At 48.2% G+C, this 15,185-nt stretch carries 16 protein-coding genes and 2 pseudogenes; 11 read left to right on the forward strand and 7 right to left on the reverse strand.

The window, feature by feature from the left end:
- Positions 1–4: 4 nt before the first annotated feature.
- Positions 5–1,015: a BMP family protein gene (locus ACF2G4_RS21790; RefSeq protein WP_409076259.1), complete on the reverse strand. Its 1,011-nt coding sequence runs from the start codon at positions 1,013–1,015 to the stop codon at positions 5–7.
- Between the two features lie 105 nt (positions 1,016–1,120).
- Here ACF2G4_RS21790 and ACF2G4_RS21795 point away from each other — a divergent pair, with 105 nt between their 5' ends.
- The gene (locus ACF2G4_RS21795; protein WP_332626049.1) at positions 1,121–2,020 is read left to right on the forward strand and encodes a LysR family transcriptional regulator; all 900 of its coding nucleotides are present in this window, start codon (positions 1,121–1,123) and stop codon (positions 2,018–2,020) included.
- 27 nt (positions 2,021–2,047) lie between these two features.
- Here ACF2G4_RS21795 and ACF2G4_RS21800 read toward each other — a convergent pair whose 3' ends face one another.
- Positions 2,048–2,875, reverse strand: coding sequence for a creatininase family protein (locus ACF2G4_RS21800; protein ID WP_409076260.1), 828 nt, complete (start codon positions 2,873–2,875; stop codon positions 2,048–2,050).
- A gap of 383 nt (positions 2,876–3,258) precedes the next feature.
- Between ACF2G4_RS21800 and ACF2G4_RS21805 the strand changes: the two are divergent.
- Positions 3,259–3,345: pseudogene (locus ACF2G4_RS21805) on the forward strand (helix-turn-helix domain-containing protein); the annotation flags it as partial.
- Between the two features lie 315 nt (positions 3,346–3,660).
- On the opposite strand, the gene ACF2G4_RS21810 reads toward ACF2G4_RS21805, so the two are convergent.
- Complete coding sequence (locus tag ACF2G4_RS21810) at positions 3,661–4,551, reverse strand: alpha/beta fold hydrolase (RefSeq protein WP_409076261.1); 891 nt, start codon at positions 4,549–4,551, stop codon at positions 3,661–3,663.
- A gap of 164 nt (positions 4,552–4,715) precedes the next feature.
- Between ACF2G4_RS21810 and ACF2G4_RS21815 the strand changes: the two genes are divergently transcribed.
- The gene (locus ACF2G4_RS21815) at positions 4,716–5,114 is read left to right on the forward strand and encodes a winged helix-turn-helix transcriptional regulator (RefSeq protein WP_409076262.1); all 399 of its coding nucleotides are present in this window, start codon (positions 4,716–4,718) and stop codon (positions 5,112–5,114) included.
- A 713-nt stretch (positions 5,115–5,827) separates the two neighbouring features.
- Here ACF2G4_RS21815 and ACF2G4_RS21820 read toward each other — a convergent pair.
- The gene (locus tag ACF2G4_RS21820) at positions 5,828–6,292 is read right to left on the reverse strand and encodes a nuclear transport factor 2 family protein (protein WP_332626107.1); all 465 of its coding nucleotides are present in this window, start codon (positions 6,290–6,292) and stop codon (positions 5,828–5,830) included.
- Positions 6,293–6,389: 97 nt separating this feature from the next.
- Between ACF2G4_RS21820 and ACF2G4_RS21825 the strand changes: the two genes are divergently transcribed.
- Positions 6,390–6,791, forward strand: a complete 402-nt coding sequence (locus tag ACF2G4_RS21825; protein WP_133823758.1) for a helix-turn-helix domain-containing protein — start codon at positions 6,390–6,392, stop codon at positions 6,789–6,791.
- Between the two features lie 28 nt (positions 6,792–6,819).
- Here the strand turns inward: ACF2G4_RS21825 and ACF2G4_RS21830 are convergent, their stop codons facing one another.
- Positions 6,820–7,710, reverse strand: a complete 891-nt coding sequence (locus ACF2G4_RS21830; RefSeq protein ID WP_409076263.1) for an AraC family transcriptional regulator N-terminal domain-containing protein — start codon at positions 7,708–7,710, stop codon at positions 6,820–6,822.
- Positions 7,711–7,848: 138 nt separating this feature from the next.
- On the opposite strand from ACF2G4_RS21830, the gene ACF2G4_RS21835 reads away from it, so the two are divergent.
- From ACF2G4_RS21835 to ACF2G4_RS21845, 3 genes are all read left to right on the forward strand, one after another.
- Positions 7,849–8,592, forward strand: coding sequence for an SDR family NAD(P)-dependent oxidoreductase (locus ACF2G4_RS21835; RefSeq protein WP_243079533.1), 744 nt, complete (start codon positions 7,849–7,851; stop codon positions 8,590–8,592).
- A gap of 14 nt (positions 8,593–8,606) precedes the next feature.
- Positions 8,607–9,008, forward strand: a complete 402-nt coding sequence (locus ACF2G4_RS21840) for a VOC family protein (RefSeq protein WP_243079532.1) — start codon at positions 8,607–8,609, stop codon at positions 9,006–9,008.
- 71 nt (positions 9,009–9,079) lie between these two features.
- The gene (locus ACF2G4_RS21845) at positions 9,080–10,063 is read left to right on the forward strand and encodes a trans-acting enoyl reductase family protein (RefSeq protein ID WP_243079531.1); all 984 of its coding nucleotides are present in this window, start codon (positions 9,080–9,082) and stop codon (positions 10,061–10,063) included.
- A 338-nt stretch (positions 10,064–10,401) separates the two neighbouring features.
- Here ACF2G4_RS21845 and ACF2G4_RS21850 read toward each other — a convergent pair whose 3' ends face one another.
- Positions 10,402–11,022 (reverse strand): LysE family translocator, encoded by a 621-nt coding sequence (locus ACF2G4_RS21850; RefSeq protein ID WP_409076264.1) that lies wholly within the window; start codon positions 11,020–11,022, stop codon positions 10,402–10,404.
- 466 nt (positions 11,023–11,488) lie between these two features.
- Between ACF2G4_RS21850 and ACF2G4_RS21855 the strand changes: the two genes are divergently transcribed.
- From ACF2G4_RS21855 to ACF2G4_RS21865, 3 genes are read left to right on the forward strand one after another with little or no spacing between them, the layout of a single operon-like run.
- On the forward strand, positions 11,489–12,313 hold the full coding sequence (locus ACF2G4_RS21855) for an SUMF1/EgtB/PvdO family nonheme iron enzyme (RefSeq protein ID WP_409076265.1): 825 nt from the start codon (positions 11,489–11,491) through the stop codon (positions 12,311–12,313).
- The gene (locus ACF2G4_RS21860; RefSeq protein ID WP_409076266.1) at positions 12,310–12,858 is read left to right on the forward strand and encodes a carbapenem self-resistance protein CarG family protein; all 549 of its coding nucleotides are present in this window, start codon (positions 12,310–12,312) and stop codon (positions 12,856–12,858) included. Before ACF2G4_RS21855 ends, ACF2G4_RS21860 begins: the two co-directional genes overlap by 4 nt.
- Positions 12,855–13,400 carry a CpmK protein gene (locus tag ACF2G4_RS21865; RefSeq protein WP_409076267.1) on the forward strand — a complete coding sequence of 182 codons (546 nt, stop codon included), beginning with the start codon at positions 12,855–12,857 and terminating at the stop codon, positions 13,398–13,400. Before ACF2G4_RS21860 ends, ACF2G4_RS21865 begins: the two co-directional genes overlap by 4 nt.
- Before the next feature lie 211 nt (positions 13,401–13,611).
- On the opposite strand, the pseudogene ACF2G4_RS21870 reads toward ACF2G4_RS21865, so the two are convergent.
- Positions 13,612–13,839: pseudogene (locus ACF2G4_RS21870) on the reverse strand (pyridoxal-phosphate dependent enzyme); the annotation flags it as partial.
- A 308-nt stretch (positions 13,840–14,147) separates the two neighbouring features.
- Here ACF2G4_RS21870 and ACF2G4_RS21875 point away from each other — a divergent pair.
- Positions 14,148–14,879 (forward strand): aspartate/glutamate racemase family protein, encoded by a 732-nt coding sequence (locus tag ACF2G4_RS21875; protein WP_409076268.1) that lies wholly within the window; start codon positions 14,148–14,150, stop codon positions 14,877–14,879.
- The last annotated feature ends 306 nt before the right edge of the window (positions 14,880–15,185 follow it).

Raw genomic sequence — 15,185 nt, forward strand, 5'->3', positions numbered from 1 at the left:
CCTGTTAAACCGTTGGCTTAAGCGCGCCGCTGTCCAGTTGTTGCCAGATCTGCTCGAACGTAGCCCAAGCACTGGCACTCACCAGTTTTTCGTTGTACTGCTTACTGCCATTGACGACCGACCAGGCTTTACCCACGCTTGGGCTCCACTCTTCACCGCCATCAAAATGCTTGCTCGCAACGGACTCACCGACCTGCTCAACCATCCAGTCGAGGTTTTGGCGGAAACTGCATGCCACGAAGTCCGGGGCGACATCTTTCTGATCAACGTAGCATCCCATAGCTTTAACTTTCCCTGCGGCTGCACCCTGCATCGCACCAAGGCCGGTCACGTCAGCGGCATGCCAGATAACATCTGCGCCGTTACCGATCATGGTAGTAGCCGCTTCACGTCCCTTGGCAGCATTGTCGTAATCGCCCGTGACTACGCCCATGCCACGAATGCCGGGGCGGGTTTTCTCAGCAGCCTGAATAAAGGCGCGCATCATGGCTTGTTGAGTTGGATTATCGCCACCGCCGACAAAGCCAACAGCTTTGCCGTTCTCTGAAATCAGGGCGGCCAGTGCACCCGCGGCGTAAGCGCCCTGGATATAGGCGAGGTTGACATACTCAACGTTGGTCGGCGTCTTTTCGGCGGGTTTAAAGGTGGATGCAAAGAAGTAGGTATCGGGATATTCGGGGGCGATTTCTGCAAACGCCGAACCGTATTCAAAGCTGTGCCCGATAATCAAGCTATAGCCATCGTCGGCATAGCCGCGGATCACTTGTTCCATTTGCGCTTGTGGCACACTTTCGCTGTAAGCCACGCTGAAACCACTGTTTTTGAGATTTTGAAGGCCGGCATAAGCCAGTGAACTCCAGCCGCCATCGGCTACTGAGCCGGGCAACAGAAGCGCAATTTTTACGTTGTTGTTCGCTGCTAAAGCTTTGCGCGACAGAAGGGGAGCCATTGCTGGCAGCAATAGCGCACCAGCCACTAATTTTGCAAAATGTCTGCGGGATACGTCTGCCATCATTTCTCTCCGAATGTAGTTAATGATGTATTAATGACCCGGAGTTTATTATCTTAAAAGCATCATTTTTCGTCCTTACTGATGCCTAAAAGGCAACGCAGGAAAACTATGCTTCAGCATCGCCTTTTTGTTTATCTTGATCAGGTTGCACGCAGTGGTTCCATCCGCAAAGCAGCAGAACGTCTGCATATCTCAGCTTCCGCTATTAACCGGCAACTCCTCGCGTTAGAGGAAGAACTGGGCACACCGCTGTTCCAGCGTCTGCCGCGAAAAATGGTCCTGACTGCAGCTGGCGAAGCGCTGATTTATCATGTGCGTCTGAGTTTTAAAGAGATTGAATGGGCGCAAATGAAAATTGAGGAGCTGAAAGGGTTGCGTCGAGGGGAAGTGACCATTGCGATGATGAGCGGGCTGGCGGCGAATTTGATCCCGCGTACAGCCTCTGAATTTCGGCGAGCAAATCCACGCGTCAAACTTAATCTGCAGCAATTAACGACGGGTGAAAATATCACAAACGCTGTGGCGAGCGGCGAGGCAGATTTGGGTATTGGATTTGATTTTGATCTGCAACCAGTACATCGCAACATTGCCAGTGTCGCTGTGCGGCTTGGTGCGGTAGTGGGTGTAGGCCATCCATTGGCAGATAAACCCAGCTTGCGTTTGAGTGATTGCTTACCCTATCCGATTGTTATAGCCGATAAATCAATGGTTATCCGGCCTTATCTCGATGAGGTTTTTGCCCGTGCTTCGGTGAATCTCCAACCAGTGATTGAAACGAATTCGATTGAAGTGATGCGTCAGTCGGCCATCATGGATCAAACCCTGACTTTCCTGACGCCCATAGATATTGAGTTTGACCAGCGTAGCGGCAGGTTAATCTACATTCCTGTTAGAGAACTTTCGCAGCAAACGCAAACACTGATGCTGATAGGTCACGATCGCGGGACCAGTGCCATTGGTAGCGTTTTTGCCGAAACGATTAAAAGTATGATGTCGGAATTATGCTGAAGCAGGCCCATATGGGCCTGCTCTGAACTATTCCTGACGGCTTGAAAATACCGTAGTAGAACGCAGCATCTTCATTTCACATTCATGCACTTCTTTAATCAACGTCAATAAAGCCTGAGCTGCGCGATCGGTGGCAACTTTACCGCGTTCCGCATCTGCTGCAGAAGCGTTACCTGTAGCACCAGAAAGATGCAGATCCTGCGCCATCCAGCCAAAACCCACACCGCCTTCGGGTGTTAAAATGCCGCCTTTGGCTTCAAGGGCAACGGAGGCAGAAACGAAGTTATCAGCATGATCCATTTGCACTAACTCAGGATGCAGATGCAGCATCATGCTTGTTTCAGACTCACCACCATGGATGCCATGCTGCATTTCGTGGGCGCTGTAGAGATCAGAGGCATCAATGGTATGAAACCAGCTCGCACTGACGGCCAACATGCCTAACTCTATGCGCAACTGACGGCAAACTATCTCCATCAACTGCGGTTGGCCACCGTGTGAATTCCAGAAAATAATCTTACGAATACCCGCTCGCCAGGCACATTTCGCCATCTCAAACCATACTTTACCCAGTACTTCATAAGGCAGAGAAAGCGTTCCTGGATAGGCGATATGCTCATCTGATTTGCCAACCGGTACGGCTGGCATAAACAAGACGGGCAAGTCTGATGGCAACAGCTCAACTGCACGATTAACAATGCCTGCATTGATGGCCGCATCCACCCTGACCGGTAAATGGGGCCCATGCTGTTCTACTGCGCCGACAGGCAATACCGCCACGATATTAGCCATATCCAGTTCACTAAATTCACGGGTGGATAAGTCCCACCACCAGGGTGAAGAAGGTTTGTTCATGTTTTCCTCCATTTTTGAATAACATAGTCTTTTCCCTGTTCAATGGAAGAAACATAATTCGTCCTGCCTGTTGCCTTTTAGGCATCATTGAATAGGCAATTTAATGAGGGAATATCGTTGGGACAACTGACTTTGCTTTAGATGGGTACAGCAGGAAAAGCGTACTTTGGACGGTTTACTTCGATGAATGCGTTTACCTATCGAAATGGTTGTTTACGCCTGAAAAATGGAAGCGTCATGGAGGGGGGCCGCTTGGAAAACGGAAAATATCCTACGCAAGCCTGTTTTATGTACAGACTACTATCCACTGAGCGTAATGCGCGGTATTTACCCTTTCCCAGTTTGAGGTTTGTTCGCCAGACGTAATCCCCGCTCAGGTTGATAATACCGGGATAAGCACTAGTGCCATTGCGCGTGAAGTTAATACTACCCGGCAAACCATACTCAGGGTAAAAGCAGGGCAGCAATAATCCTGAATACAGAAACGGCTTCAGACGCTACCGACTTTGACCGTCCGCTTTGTGCCAGAAGCGGAGATTGCCGTCCTTGGCCATTAAATGAATCATTCGCTAATCGCTGACATTTTATCGAGAAAAGCCGAGGGGCGTATTACCGGTTTTGGTTATTAAGGGAGAATCCACGTTTCGCTACTAATCTGACTCACCACCCATCTGTTGTCGCTTTAGCGGTAAAAAAGACCTGGCGGCTTCTGGCGAGTCGCAATCACTTCATACGACTATAAATGTCAGCTCTCAAACCGCGTATTTTGCTTTCACACCTGGAAATCAAAGCTCATCAATCCAGGCCGTCACGGCTTTGTTCACGTCCTCACTGCGATCCTGCATAATCCAGTGACCCGTCTGCGTCCAGTAGTCTGTTTTTGATTTTGGGTTTGCAAACCATGTCCGCATATTCCCAGCCTGAGTGGCATCGCGACAAAGGTGATAAACAGGAATCTTTAAGCTACGACAAAAATTCTCACTCGCTTTGCCAATACCCACTTGTCCCGCACCCAGAAACAGTGGACCGAATGATTCCCTTATCACATGCAACGGCACACCCTGAAGACGTCTTGCATGCCAGCGCTTAAACGCTGGCGGGGTATTTTTATCGTAAAAAAGTTCAAATAACGCCGGACCGGTCAAATAGGGATCGCCGTTTTGCAGGTCATCAACCGCTTTCTGAAAAAGCGCCGCCTGTTTATCCGGGAATCCCATCGAACCATCTATAGAGACAACAGCACTCACTAAGTCAGGTCTTTTCGCTGCAAGACGAGCTGCAATCTGGCCACCCATGGAATGGCCAATAAGAATAAATTTTTGGCCAGGATAGTGTGTCAAAATCAGTGCTTCAATATCGGCAACATAGTCAGCAGGGGCATAATGTCCTGATGGCATAACCTGCGATCGTCCATGCCCGCGTAAATCAACAGCCACCGTACGGTATTTGCTTTCAAGCTCGGGTAATTGCCAGCTCCAGTCATGCGAATCACACGTCCAGCCATGTAAAACCATTATGTTTTTGCCTTCCCCTTTTTCCGTATAAAAAAGTTTGGCCGTCGACGAAACCTTTGGCGCAAAATGTGCCGGACTTGCTTTCACTGTCGCCGAAATAACGGTGGCGCTGGCGAAGGCCAGCAGGTTACGTCGGGACAGGGAGAACTTTTCTTCTTTCATAATGGATCCTTAGTACTCGCTAAATATGTGTCCTGCCGTTTTATTTAGCAGAAGATGCGGTTGGGAGTGAGATATTTATACCAACGTCAGTAGCATGGTATATAACATTCAATTAAGGTCAATTACGCACTTTTAAGCGAGTAGATATACTGAAGGATACCTATATGACAAACATTGTTGATCCCGTTTTTTTTGCGGACTGTGCCGCGCGTGTCTTTTTCGATCAGGTAGCAAACAAATGGAGTGTAATGATACTGACTTTACTCAATCAAAATACAATGCGTTTTAATGAAATGAAGCGCAGCATGGAAGGGATAACACACAAAGCACTCACCCAGGCGTTGCGTAAAATGGAACGTAACGGGTTGATTAACCGTACGGTTTTGGCCACTTCTCCGGTTGCAGTAGAATACACCATCACCGAACTTGGCCGCTCTTTGCAAAAACCTTTTAGCGCCATGTATGATTGGGCGATTAATCATCTTGAACTTATTGAAAAAGCGCAGGAAGCGTATGATGCCAGCGCTTCTGTAATTAATGAAAATAGTCGTTTGCAGAAATAAATGAGGGCTTTACATGAACCTGACTTAGCACCTGTAAAATAATAAAAATAAACGCTCTTGAATCCTGAGTCATTATTGGGCACGTGCGGAGTCTGAAGTTAAGTCACTTTATATACCCTTTTAAAATAACCCTCTCATTCTGTTTCTATTATTTAGATAACGGCTGTTGGCAGGTGATATTTAAAGAGCAACTTAAAATTGTTATAAAAGCGAGTGGAACTCCATCCGGATAAAAAACCTTCTGACATATTTAAGTATGCCCGACTGTCGCTGACATTAATGTTATGCCTTTTAGACCATTACTGGTTTTGCTGAAAGTGACTTTTAGGTTATGCCGCATAACTGCTATTAAACTGATGACAATAAGAAAGTAGCGCTGTAATGCATATAAAATTCCGGCTATATCATCTTGTTGAAACACCCCTGATATTTAGGTTGACCTTTAAGTCAGTGACAATCGAATGATGACATTCACTCAATGTCCGCTTTGTGCCAGAAGCGGACATCAGAATGATTATATAGATATCAAAATCTATTGAAGTGGCCCTGATGGTGTCATTAACCTGGAATATGAAACATCCTTCTTTTCTTTTAACGATGGATGATTTAATGCTCCTTCATCCACCGTTGTTTTAAGATAAGGCACACACAATAAAGATTTCAGTACATTTGCATATCTCAGAAATTCTGGTTATCCAATGTTCCGGTAAACCTTACACTCCTGCCAGCACTGTCGGGTCACCCGTCCTCCAGACATTATCAACTGTGACCCGGCATATGAACCAGCCGTCTTGTTGCTTTAAAAGTTCAACGTCATAACGATTTTTCATCAGATAGTGGCGTGAGGGATCGGATTCAGGCAAGTGCTGTGCTTCCACAATCGCCTCCAAATATGCTTTATCTCCATCGATAGTTACACGTGGGTTCGTCACTGAATGAGTGGTGACAATCGGCTTAAGCGAATTCAGCAATGCATCAGCTATCGTTTCTTTACCCTCCAGGACAGGATATTCAAAACCCGCTTTAGCTCCCGCAGGGCGGAAGTCAGACACCGCATCTTCAGTGAAGGCCCCTTTAATTAACTCCGGGTCTTTGAGATCAATTCCTGCCGCATATCGGTAAAGCGAATCGACGATAGCAAGCTTGTTTGCAACATTTTCACTGAGTGATACTGACATAATTTGCTCCTTATGATTGGTGATTCAGATGGTATACTGTGGATACCTAGTGTCAATTAGGCACCTTTTTTCACCCAGGTATACGGAGGTAAACTGTATGTCAGCAAACAACAGGCAAGCGCACAGTCCGGAGTATTACCCCGGTCATTCATGCGAGGACAAGGCTTCAGGCCGGTTATTACTGGATCAAATAACTGACAAGTGGTCTGTCTCAATCCTTTTCGCTCTGTGCAGCAAGCCATTGCGGTTTAACGAGATAAAGCGGTGCATGGATGGCATTACCCAGAAGTCACTGACTCAATGCTTACGCCGTCTTGAACGAAACGGCATAATTGCCCGTCGCGTCATTCCATCGTCTCAGATTGCAGTTGAATACAGCATTACCCCTTTGGGACGCACTCTGGAAGCGCCGTTTCAGGCGCTATTTAACTGGACCATTGAATACAGTTCTGACGTGACACTTGCTCAGGCTGCGTTTGATGCCAGGACAACCGAATAAAATTCTGGCAGGCAATCTTCACATTGCGCTAATTGCGGGCATGGTTGAGGGAGATTTTTTTCAAATCAGCTGAGGGCGGTAATCCAAATTGTCTTGCGTATTCCCGACTAAACTGAGTGTGGCTTTGATAGCCCACCGATAGCGCGACATTCATAATATTTTCGCCCGATGTGGCGAGCTTAAGCCGGGCATGCATCAGGCGAATTTGTTTCTGGTATTGCACGGGGCTTAAGGCAGTTATGGCGCGGAAGTGGCGGTGAAAAGCGGACACGCTAAGCGCTGCCATTTCAGCCAGATCCCCTACACGTATGGCTTGTGTGTAGTTTGTCTTAATCCAGTTGATCACCTTGTAAATCCTTGCAAGGTGGGTTTCAGGCGTTGCGATCTCCCTTAGCATCCATCCAAGGGGGCCCTGTAGTACACGAAAAAGAATTTCCCGTTCATACGCCGGAGCCAGAGCGGCAATTTCATCAGGCTTTCTGATAAGGGACAGCATTCTAATCCATGCATCCAGTAATTCTCGTGTGACTGGCGCTACTGAAAATCCTGAATGATAGAGATAAGCGTCACCAGTGCCGGGAATCTTGTCCAGCAGATCGGCAATAATTTCAGGCTTGGGCGTCAGGCTGACAGCCAGATAAGGTGCATTTGTAACGTTATCAGGGAACACATTTCCTACTGCGGGTAAGTCTACTGACATGACAAAATAAGTAGCTGGATTGTAGTTTAATGTCCTTCCGCCAACAGTCATGCTTTTTGAACCTGTCAGGATCAGATTAATCATAGGCTCATAAACAGCAGAAAGTCTGTGCTCAGGAATTTCTCCCTGCACCATTGCTACCCGGGGAATTCCCGTCTCTGTCCGCTGATTTCCGGCTCCGGATGCCAGTTCTCGTAGTTCGCGTAATTTATTTTCCATCAGCGATTGATAACACGTCTCCGTTACCCACAACAACATAAAAGCAGAATCGGGCAACAATCAAAGAGGATCGCATAAGCCAGCGATAATCCCGGTGCGTAACCTGTGTAGCGTATTCTTTCACTTACAGGAGCCATCATGAAACACGTTCTGATTACCGGGGGCAGCAGGGGAATTGGTGCCAGCACAGCGATCGAGTGTGCAAGGCGTGGATTTGGCGTCATTCTGACGTGGAACAACCAGGCTGAATCAGCGCAATCCGTTGTCAAGAGCATCCAAGCCTCCGGTGGTAAAGCCATTGCTATGAAGCTGAATGTTGGCGACGTCGGTAGTTTTGATGAGTTCCGAGCTGCACTTGAGCGGGTGATGAAAGCACAATGGAATACAACAGGTCTTGATGGCCTCGTAAATAACGCCGGCTACGGACTCTTTAACCCCATTGAAGCCGTAACTGAGGAGCAATTTAATGGCTTGATGAATGTGCATCTCAAGGGGCCATTCTTTCTGACACAGAAGCTGCTGCCTCTTCTGCGCAGAGACTCCTGCATTGTCAATATCACAAGCGCTACCACGCGTGTCGCCACCGCTGGTGTTGCCCCTTACGCAGCATTTAAGGGGGGGCTTGAAGTCCTGAGTCGCTATATGGCGAAGGAATTTGGCGAACGCGGGATTAGAGTGAACGCAGTATCACCTGGCCCCATCCGCACTGAACTTGGCGGTGGGCTTAATGACGAATTTGAATCTCTGCTCGCTTCACAAACTGCGCTGGGACGCGTTGGTGAGCCTCATGAAGTCGCTCGGGTGATTGCCTCTTTGCTGACGGACGATGGGGGCTGGATCAATGCGCAGTCAATCGAGGTTGCGGGTGGCTATAACGTCTGATAAAGGAATTTATTTTGCTTGATCATATTTTTATCTCAGTCAGTGACCCCGTACGTTCAATCGCATTTTATGAGCGCGTACTGCCTGTTCTTGGCATCGTAAACCGCCATGACTATGACGGTGCACAGGGGCCTCACGGACACCCTGACCTCAAAGGATTTGGTGCAAATGGCCGGATATTTTTCTGGCTCAGGCAGGGGACTGTTTGCGCTGATGCTGTCCACGTAGGTTTCATCGCAGAATCGGAGTCCATGGTTAACGCGGCGCATGCTGAAGCTCTTGCTGCTGGTGCAACCGAAATTCACCCACCGGGAGCACAGAAGCATTATGACCCCCGTTATTACGCAGCCCAGGTCAGAGACCCAGACGGATATAGCATTGAGTTTGTCTATAAAAGCTGGCAACACAATCCATAAGCCGTACACGCTTACTATATGAACTCAGATGCTAAACCAGCATAACGGGTGCACTGTTACACAGGATGAATATGAAAACTATGATGATCTATGGCGCTACCGGGTATACAGGAAGCATGATTGTTCAACACGCATTAGATTCGGGCATACCGGTGACTATTGCAGGCCGTAGTGAAGATAAACTTGTCGCTATGGCCAGTGAGCTGAACTTACCATACAAAGTTTTCTCTCTTGAAAATCCGTCTGAAATAGATGAGGCGCTGGCAAATGTTACGGTATTGCTCAACTGCGCAGGGCCTTTTGCGTACACTGCCGATGCCCTGATAAACGCAGCGGTACGCAATAAGATTCACTATCTCGATATTGCCGCAGAACAGGACAGTTACAGGCTGGCTGAAGCCTATGAAGAGGATGCGAGCGCTGCAGGCGTTATGCTGCTACCGGGGTGTGGAGGATCGGTAGCAATGCTGGGGTGCCTCGCAGTACATGCCGCAGAACGGGTAAAGTATCCTGTAAGCATTTCTCTGGCACTGAACGTGGCCGGATCAATGTCACGGGGCTCAGCTGTGAGCGCGATGGAGAATTTATCGCCTGAATGTCTCATAAGACTCAATGGACAGCTGGTGCCGAAGGACCCCGGCGAACTGAGATCTTTTGATTTTGGCAGTGGTGCACGAGAATGTTTTCCAGTAACCCTGCCGGACCTGGTCACTGTCTGGAAAACAACGGGCATCCCTGACATCTCTACATTTGTACACGTTAGTGGGATTGGGTTTCCACAAGGGGATTTATCTACATTACCCGATGGCCCTTCAGCAAAAGAGCGTGAAAGCAGTCGTTACCAGGCTGTTGCCGAAATAGTAGACGCTGAAGGAAAGACAGTACAAATGCTGCTAGACACGGTTAATGGATACAGTTTTACTGCGATAGCCGCAGCGGAGGCAGCGCGAAGAGTGCTGGCGGGAGATGCAAAGCCTGGTTTCCAGACGCCCGCAGACTTATTTGGGAAACATTTCGCGGAAACCATCGCAGATACGCGTATCACTCAGCTGTAAGCCTTGTGTCCTAAATAATTTGAGGGGCCAATGAATGTTGGCCTACTGAAAATGTCCTGTCTTCATATCCTAAACATTTTTGATGTACTTCTTATTCCTGAGCTTTAGCACTTCCAGGAACATTCATTGTTAAACGCCAGCCTCATAAGATTTTCAGCGTCCGCTGATCGCTCTTAGCAGACCTTGCCCTGCCGCATGTCCGCTTTGTGCCAGAAGCGGACGCCCACAGGTCCCTTAAATTTGTTAAATCTCGCTTAGCCAGGCGAGCAGGTTATTATCGATGCAACTCAGAATTTATGACAATCCCTTGATTTTCATAATTAGACTAAACATAGCTATTATCGGGTGCTAAAAGCCAGCCTGGCTGCAAAGCATAAAAAGAGCCCTCCGGTTGCACGATCCATTGCTCTGATGACGCGGCTTTTTTTTAGTATGCCGGATGCAAAGTGTGTGGACATGATAAGAGTAACTGACCACAGTGTGCCGATAAGGACATGAATGCTGACGAGGATAAATGTCCAGATTAAGGGTGAGTGCCCGGCTGGTATGAACTGAGGTAAAAACGACACATAAAAAATGCCCATCTTTGGATTGAGTACATTTCCAAGCATCCCTTTTACAAACCAGTTTCCCTGAGAAGATGTATTGCCATCATTTTCACTGAATGACGAGCGGGGACGCCTGAGCAACTGTAAGCCCAGCCAGCACAGGTAGCCTGCTCCGCAGATTTTCAGAATCGTGTAAGCAAGCTCTGAAACCGTCAGCAGGGCCCCAAGCCCGAGTGCGACAAGTGCCCCCCAGATGAAACAGCCGGTATCGATTCCAATGGCGGCCTGAAAAGCCTTCCTCCCACCTTCAGCGCAGGCAGTTCGAAGGATCAGTGCTGTATCAAGACCGGGAGTGAGGGTAAGCAACAGTGCAGCTAAAGAGAAAGCGAGAAGTGAATCGGTGACTGACATTTTCTTTATCCGAAAAAGCGGATGCTACCTATTAATTTCCGGTTGATCAATAGCTTGAAAAACAGCTCTGGAAAAAATAACAAAAAAACCGACAGCGTGTGGATCAGGTCACAGCAAACACGTTGAGGCCGTATTCAGGTTGTCTTGAGGTATGATGCCGCTTTTCGCTCATAGCGACTTTTCCCCGTGAGTATGCCTGCTTTGTGCCAAAAACTGATACTGGCAGAACTCCTGCGGCACACATTTCATGGCAACTTTAAGCTGTGAGTGAAGACGCTGTTAAATTGCAGCGTACTGCCTGTACCGGTCAGTCAGTACAAGGAGGCTGAAAATCCGGCATTGTCGTATGAAATTTCAGAACTTACCTGCTTAATATTCTTAACTTTAAACCCATACCGTTGCTATAGTCTGGCGACGTTAGAAACCAGCCATGTGAATGGCCATATCAAGCAGCCAGGATGGCTCTGTGAAAAATAAACTCCTCTGCCTGCTGTCTGCCTTTTCCGCTGCAACACAGTCACCTGAAGAAGTCGTGGTTGCCGGTGGCAGGTATTATGCCGGTAACGTTTTTGGCCAGCATGACTATGCATCACACGCCAACATCACGCTGAATGCCTTCAGGATCATGCGTACTGAAGTCACCTACCGGCTTTATACAGACGTTCACGAATGGGCTCTTGAGCATGGTTATGCATTCGGTGTCGGGTGTAACGGAGCCGCTTATGAGGACTGCCGGCCGGCTGATACAGACAATGGCGCACATCCGGTTACCAGTATTGAGTGGTCAGATGCGGTGATTTTTGCAAATGCCCTGAGTGAAAAAGCGGGGCTGAGACCGGTCTATCTCAATAAGAAGGGCATCCCGGCGCGTGACAGTTCCCGTTACGAATTTACACAGGATGCCCGGGCTAATGGTTACCGCTTACCCACGGCTGAGGAATGGCAGGTTGCCGCCCGTGGAGGAAAGGCCGGGCTGGGGAATGACGCTTATGGTTTCAGATTCGCTGGCAGCGACAACGCAAAGGATGTCGCCTGGTTTCCTGACTTCAACGATCCGAATGTCGGCACTGCCCGTGTGAAAAGCCTGCAGCCTAATGCGCTCGGTCTGTATGACATGAGCGGTAACGTTTCGGAATGGGTAGATGCTTTCGACACCCTTTCCGGCGTGAAACTGTATTATTTTTGCGGCGGCAGCTTCCTGTTGCATACGCGCAGCCTCGCTGGCTGCGACACGCACAGCGCCGGCTACGCCCTGCCGGATACCGGCTTCAGACTGGTGCGAAAATTTTGAACCTGAAGATTCTTTTTATTATGTTGACGACCATTCTGATAAGCCTTCCGGCTTCATCACAGGCAGACACCCGCGTTCACCTGAATAAGGGGCTGAACAGCATTGATTTGAATGATGACGGTATAGCTGACACCATCTTTTCCGCCACTTATGACAATAACACTTCTCATCCCAGTGAGACCCTCAACGTCTTTATCAGACAGGGAAAAAACTGGTTTATCGTACCGGTTCCGGACGACGATGGCTTTACGTGGGCAGATTTAAGACTGTCAGCATCTGCCCTGAAGGTAAGCGGCACAGAACTTCACCGCTATAAAGGGCGGGTTTACCTTATCAGGGCTGTCAAATATGCCGGCAGCGCCGGTGGCGAAGACCTTACCGATAAATCGCGAGTCAGGTTTTCACGATTCCGGCTGGAGGAAAATAACGACGATCCCGGGACGTCTGTTTTTTACTGGGATCCGGCAGGAATTTATCTCACTGAACACACTTTTGATGAAGTGAATGAAGCTTTTCAAACTCTGGACATGGAGAAATTTCGTTGAAACGTATCACAGGGATTTTGCTTTTTTTTCTGCCGTTCTGCTGCTATGCGGGGGACAAAAGTCAGTATCGTGAGCTCATACAGCAGTCACTTAATCAGCAGTCTCTTTGCCTGGGTGAGAAGCAGTGGCCGGTTTCAATAAGAACAGGCACTGACCAGTGGATTAATGCAAAAATGGAGGCGCTTGTCGATGCCGGCCTGATTACTTCGCATGTGAAAGCAGGAAGGAAAATCTGGGAGCTGACCCCGTACGGACAGGCTTCATTCATAAAACATCATGATTTCTGCTATGGAACGCTGCGCGTCAGAACCATAAAGGCAGTTTCGATAGATAACGCAGGCGTTACTGATGTGACCTTTACTTATTATATCCATGCTCTGCCCGCCTGGGCGAAGAATCACTCAGTGCGCGTTGCCAATACCGATCTCGATAATCTGGTCATGGGGATTGATTCAGTACGCTATCAGGCCCTCTTTGATACAAACAGTCAGGGAACTCCGCGGCTTATCAGTGAACCTGAACAGCTTGACTTACTGTATTAACTGACGGGCCTGAAACAGGTTTTTTGGGCTTAAAGTTTAACAGGCGACTTCTTTTAAGAGTGTAAAGACTGACTTTCCAGCAATGAACTTCCACGCCGGAGCCGTCTGTTCCTGACAGCTTCAGCATCGGATATGTTTTCAAAGCCAGCGTCCGCTGTCAGCCAGGAGCAAACCGCACGCTCCTGGCCGCCTGGTGCCAGAAGCAGACTTACCCCAGTTTGCGACCGCTGTGAGCCACCGCAATTCCGGCATTTCCGCCTGATGAACTGACAAATGCTGTAGCGCCCTTACTGGCGTAATGGCAACAGGCATGCCCCGCGCTCCGGAGTTTAAAAGAGCCGGTGGGCTGGGAAGACTCCATCTTCAGCCAGACATTGCATCCGCTGTGTTGACTTAAAGAAAGGGAATGTATCAAAGGGGTCCGAATGCTTATTTCCATTTATTTAATTCCTTATGAATTCATCTATCAGCGTAACTGCTGTTCTGCCCGAAGCCTTTTCAGAAGGACATCATAAAATTTATTAGCAAAACGCGGTGGATACACCTCTTACTGATTGGGGGGTTAGAGTTTCATCTCTGTGTTCGAACGATGTGTTCTTACCCATGACATTTTCACTGACGGGAAGCAGCTCGAAAATTATACTCAACCCTCTTAAATAACCAGAAAAATCAAAAACCTGTAATTCTGCAATCAACTTAGCGATAATATGTTAACCGGAAAAAGGATCTTGAAAAGAGGCACTGGCGATGACTGTTTCTATAGGTGTACTTGCAGGTATGGGACCCCGTTCCACAGCCCCCTTTGTTGATATGCTAGTGGCAGACTGCCAGATCGGGTACGGAGCGAAATATGATATGGATTTTCCCAAAATGCATATTATCTCGTTGCCTACACCTTTCTGGCCGGGCAAGAAAATTGATGATGATGCGATGATCGCTGCCCTGCAGCAGGGGATTGCCGAACTCGTCAGGGCAAAAGTGAGTTTGATAGCTGTTCCCTGTAACCTTGCGCACTGTTACTTTGCCGAAATGAAGGCGGTGAGCTCTGGTATTCCACTTCTGCATATCGCAGACAGTGCACTTGAGTCACTGCCTGCAGAAGTAACCAGGATAGCTGTACTGGCTACAGAACCTACGCTGGAAGCGGGCTTCTATCAGGCGCGGATTGAAGCTACTGGCAAAAAGATTATTGATTCACCTCTGCTTCGTGAAATGACCACCTCGCTGATTGGTCGGGTTAAAACAAAAGGCTTTCACGAGCCTGATGTACAGGCAGAGTGGCAGAACTTAATGTCTGTAGTGGCAAGTTATAAGGTGGAAGCTCTTCTTATTGCATGTACAGATCTTAGTCCCCTGATAACTGACAATTCTTTCAGCTTTGTCATTGTGGATACGGCAGCAAGCCTTTCCAGAGCGACCATTAAAAACTACAGCCGACTGTCCGGGAAAATTAAAGGCGATATCACTAACACCGGCTAACCGGATAGCGGTTCATGAGCATCAGCCTGCACCTCTTTTAAAGCATAATGAAACCAGACTCGCTGATGCTCATAATAAAGTTGGTTAATCTGTTTAAGTCAAAAGTTAGCCGCTGAGTGTTTTCTGGGTACGCGTTTGACATGACTGGCACTTTTTGCCTTTGATTCAGGGAGAGGTATTCTGGATGAACGCGTATCAGGTTTACTCCCTGTACTTACAGACTTAATTTCAGGCTTCATCGTAACGGGCACATCAGTGTCGCGCTGGAATTTCATACAGACCGAACACTGGTCTGTTTCAGCGTAA

Origin of the sequence: Pantoea phytostimulans (assembly GCF_046118715.1) — a bacterium.
In the GTDB taxonomy this organism is placed as follows: Bacteria; Pseudomonadota; Gammaproteobacteria; order Enterobacterales; family Enterobacteriaceae; genus Pantoea; species Pantoea phytostimulans.

Coding starts and splice junctions, on each gene's coding strand:
- ACF2G4_RS21835 (WP_243079533.1), top strand. CDS start 7,849: ATGAAACACGTTCTGATTACCGGGGGCAGCAGGGGAATTGGTGCCAGC.
- ACF2G4_RS21825 (WP_133823758.1), top strand. CDS start 6,390: ATGTCAGCAAACAACAGGCAAGCGCACAGTCCGGAGTATTACCCCGGT.
- ACF2G4_RS21830 (WP_409076263.1), bottom strand. CDS start 7,710: ATGGAAAATAAATTACGCGAACTACGAGAACTGGCATCCGGAGCCGGA.
- ACF2G4_RS21810 (WP_409076261.1), bottom strand. CDS start 4,551: ATGAAAGAAGAAAAGTTCTCCCTGTCCCGACGTAACCTGCTGGCCTTC.
- ACF2G4_RS21850 (WP_409076264.1), bottom strand. CDS start 11,022: ATGTCAGTCACCGATTCACTTCTCGCTTTCTCTTTAGCTGCACTGTTG.
- ACF2G4_RS21875 (WP_409076268.1), top strand. CDS start 14,148: ATGACTGTTTCTATAGGTGTACTTGCAGGTATGGGACCCCGTTCCACA.
- ACF2G4_RS21845 (WP_243079531.1), top strand. CDS start 9,080: ATGAAAACTATGATGATCTATGGCGCTACCGGGTATACAGGAAGCATG.
- ACF2G4_RS21820 (WP_332626107.1), bottom strand. CDS start 6,292: ATGTCAGTATCACTCAGTGAAAATGTTGCAAACAAGCTTGCTATCGTC.
- ACF2G4_RS21800 (WP_409076260.1), bottom strand. CDS start 2,875: ATGAACAAACCTTCTTCACCCTGGTGGTGGGACTTATCCACCCGTGAA.
- ACF2G4_RS21795 (WP_332626049.1), top strand. CDS start 1,121: ATGCTTCAGCATCGCCTTTTTGTTTATCTTGATCAGGTTGCACGCAGT.
- ACF2G4_RS21815 (WP_409076262.1), top strand. CDS start 4,716: ATGACAAACATTGTTGATCCCGTTTTTTTTGCGGACTGTGCCGCGCGT.
- ACF2G4_RS21790 (WP_409076259.1), bottom strand. CDS start 1,015: ATGATGGCAGACGTATCCCGCAGACATTTTGCAAAATTAGTGGCTGGT.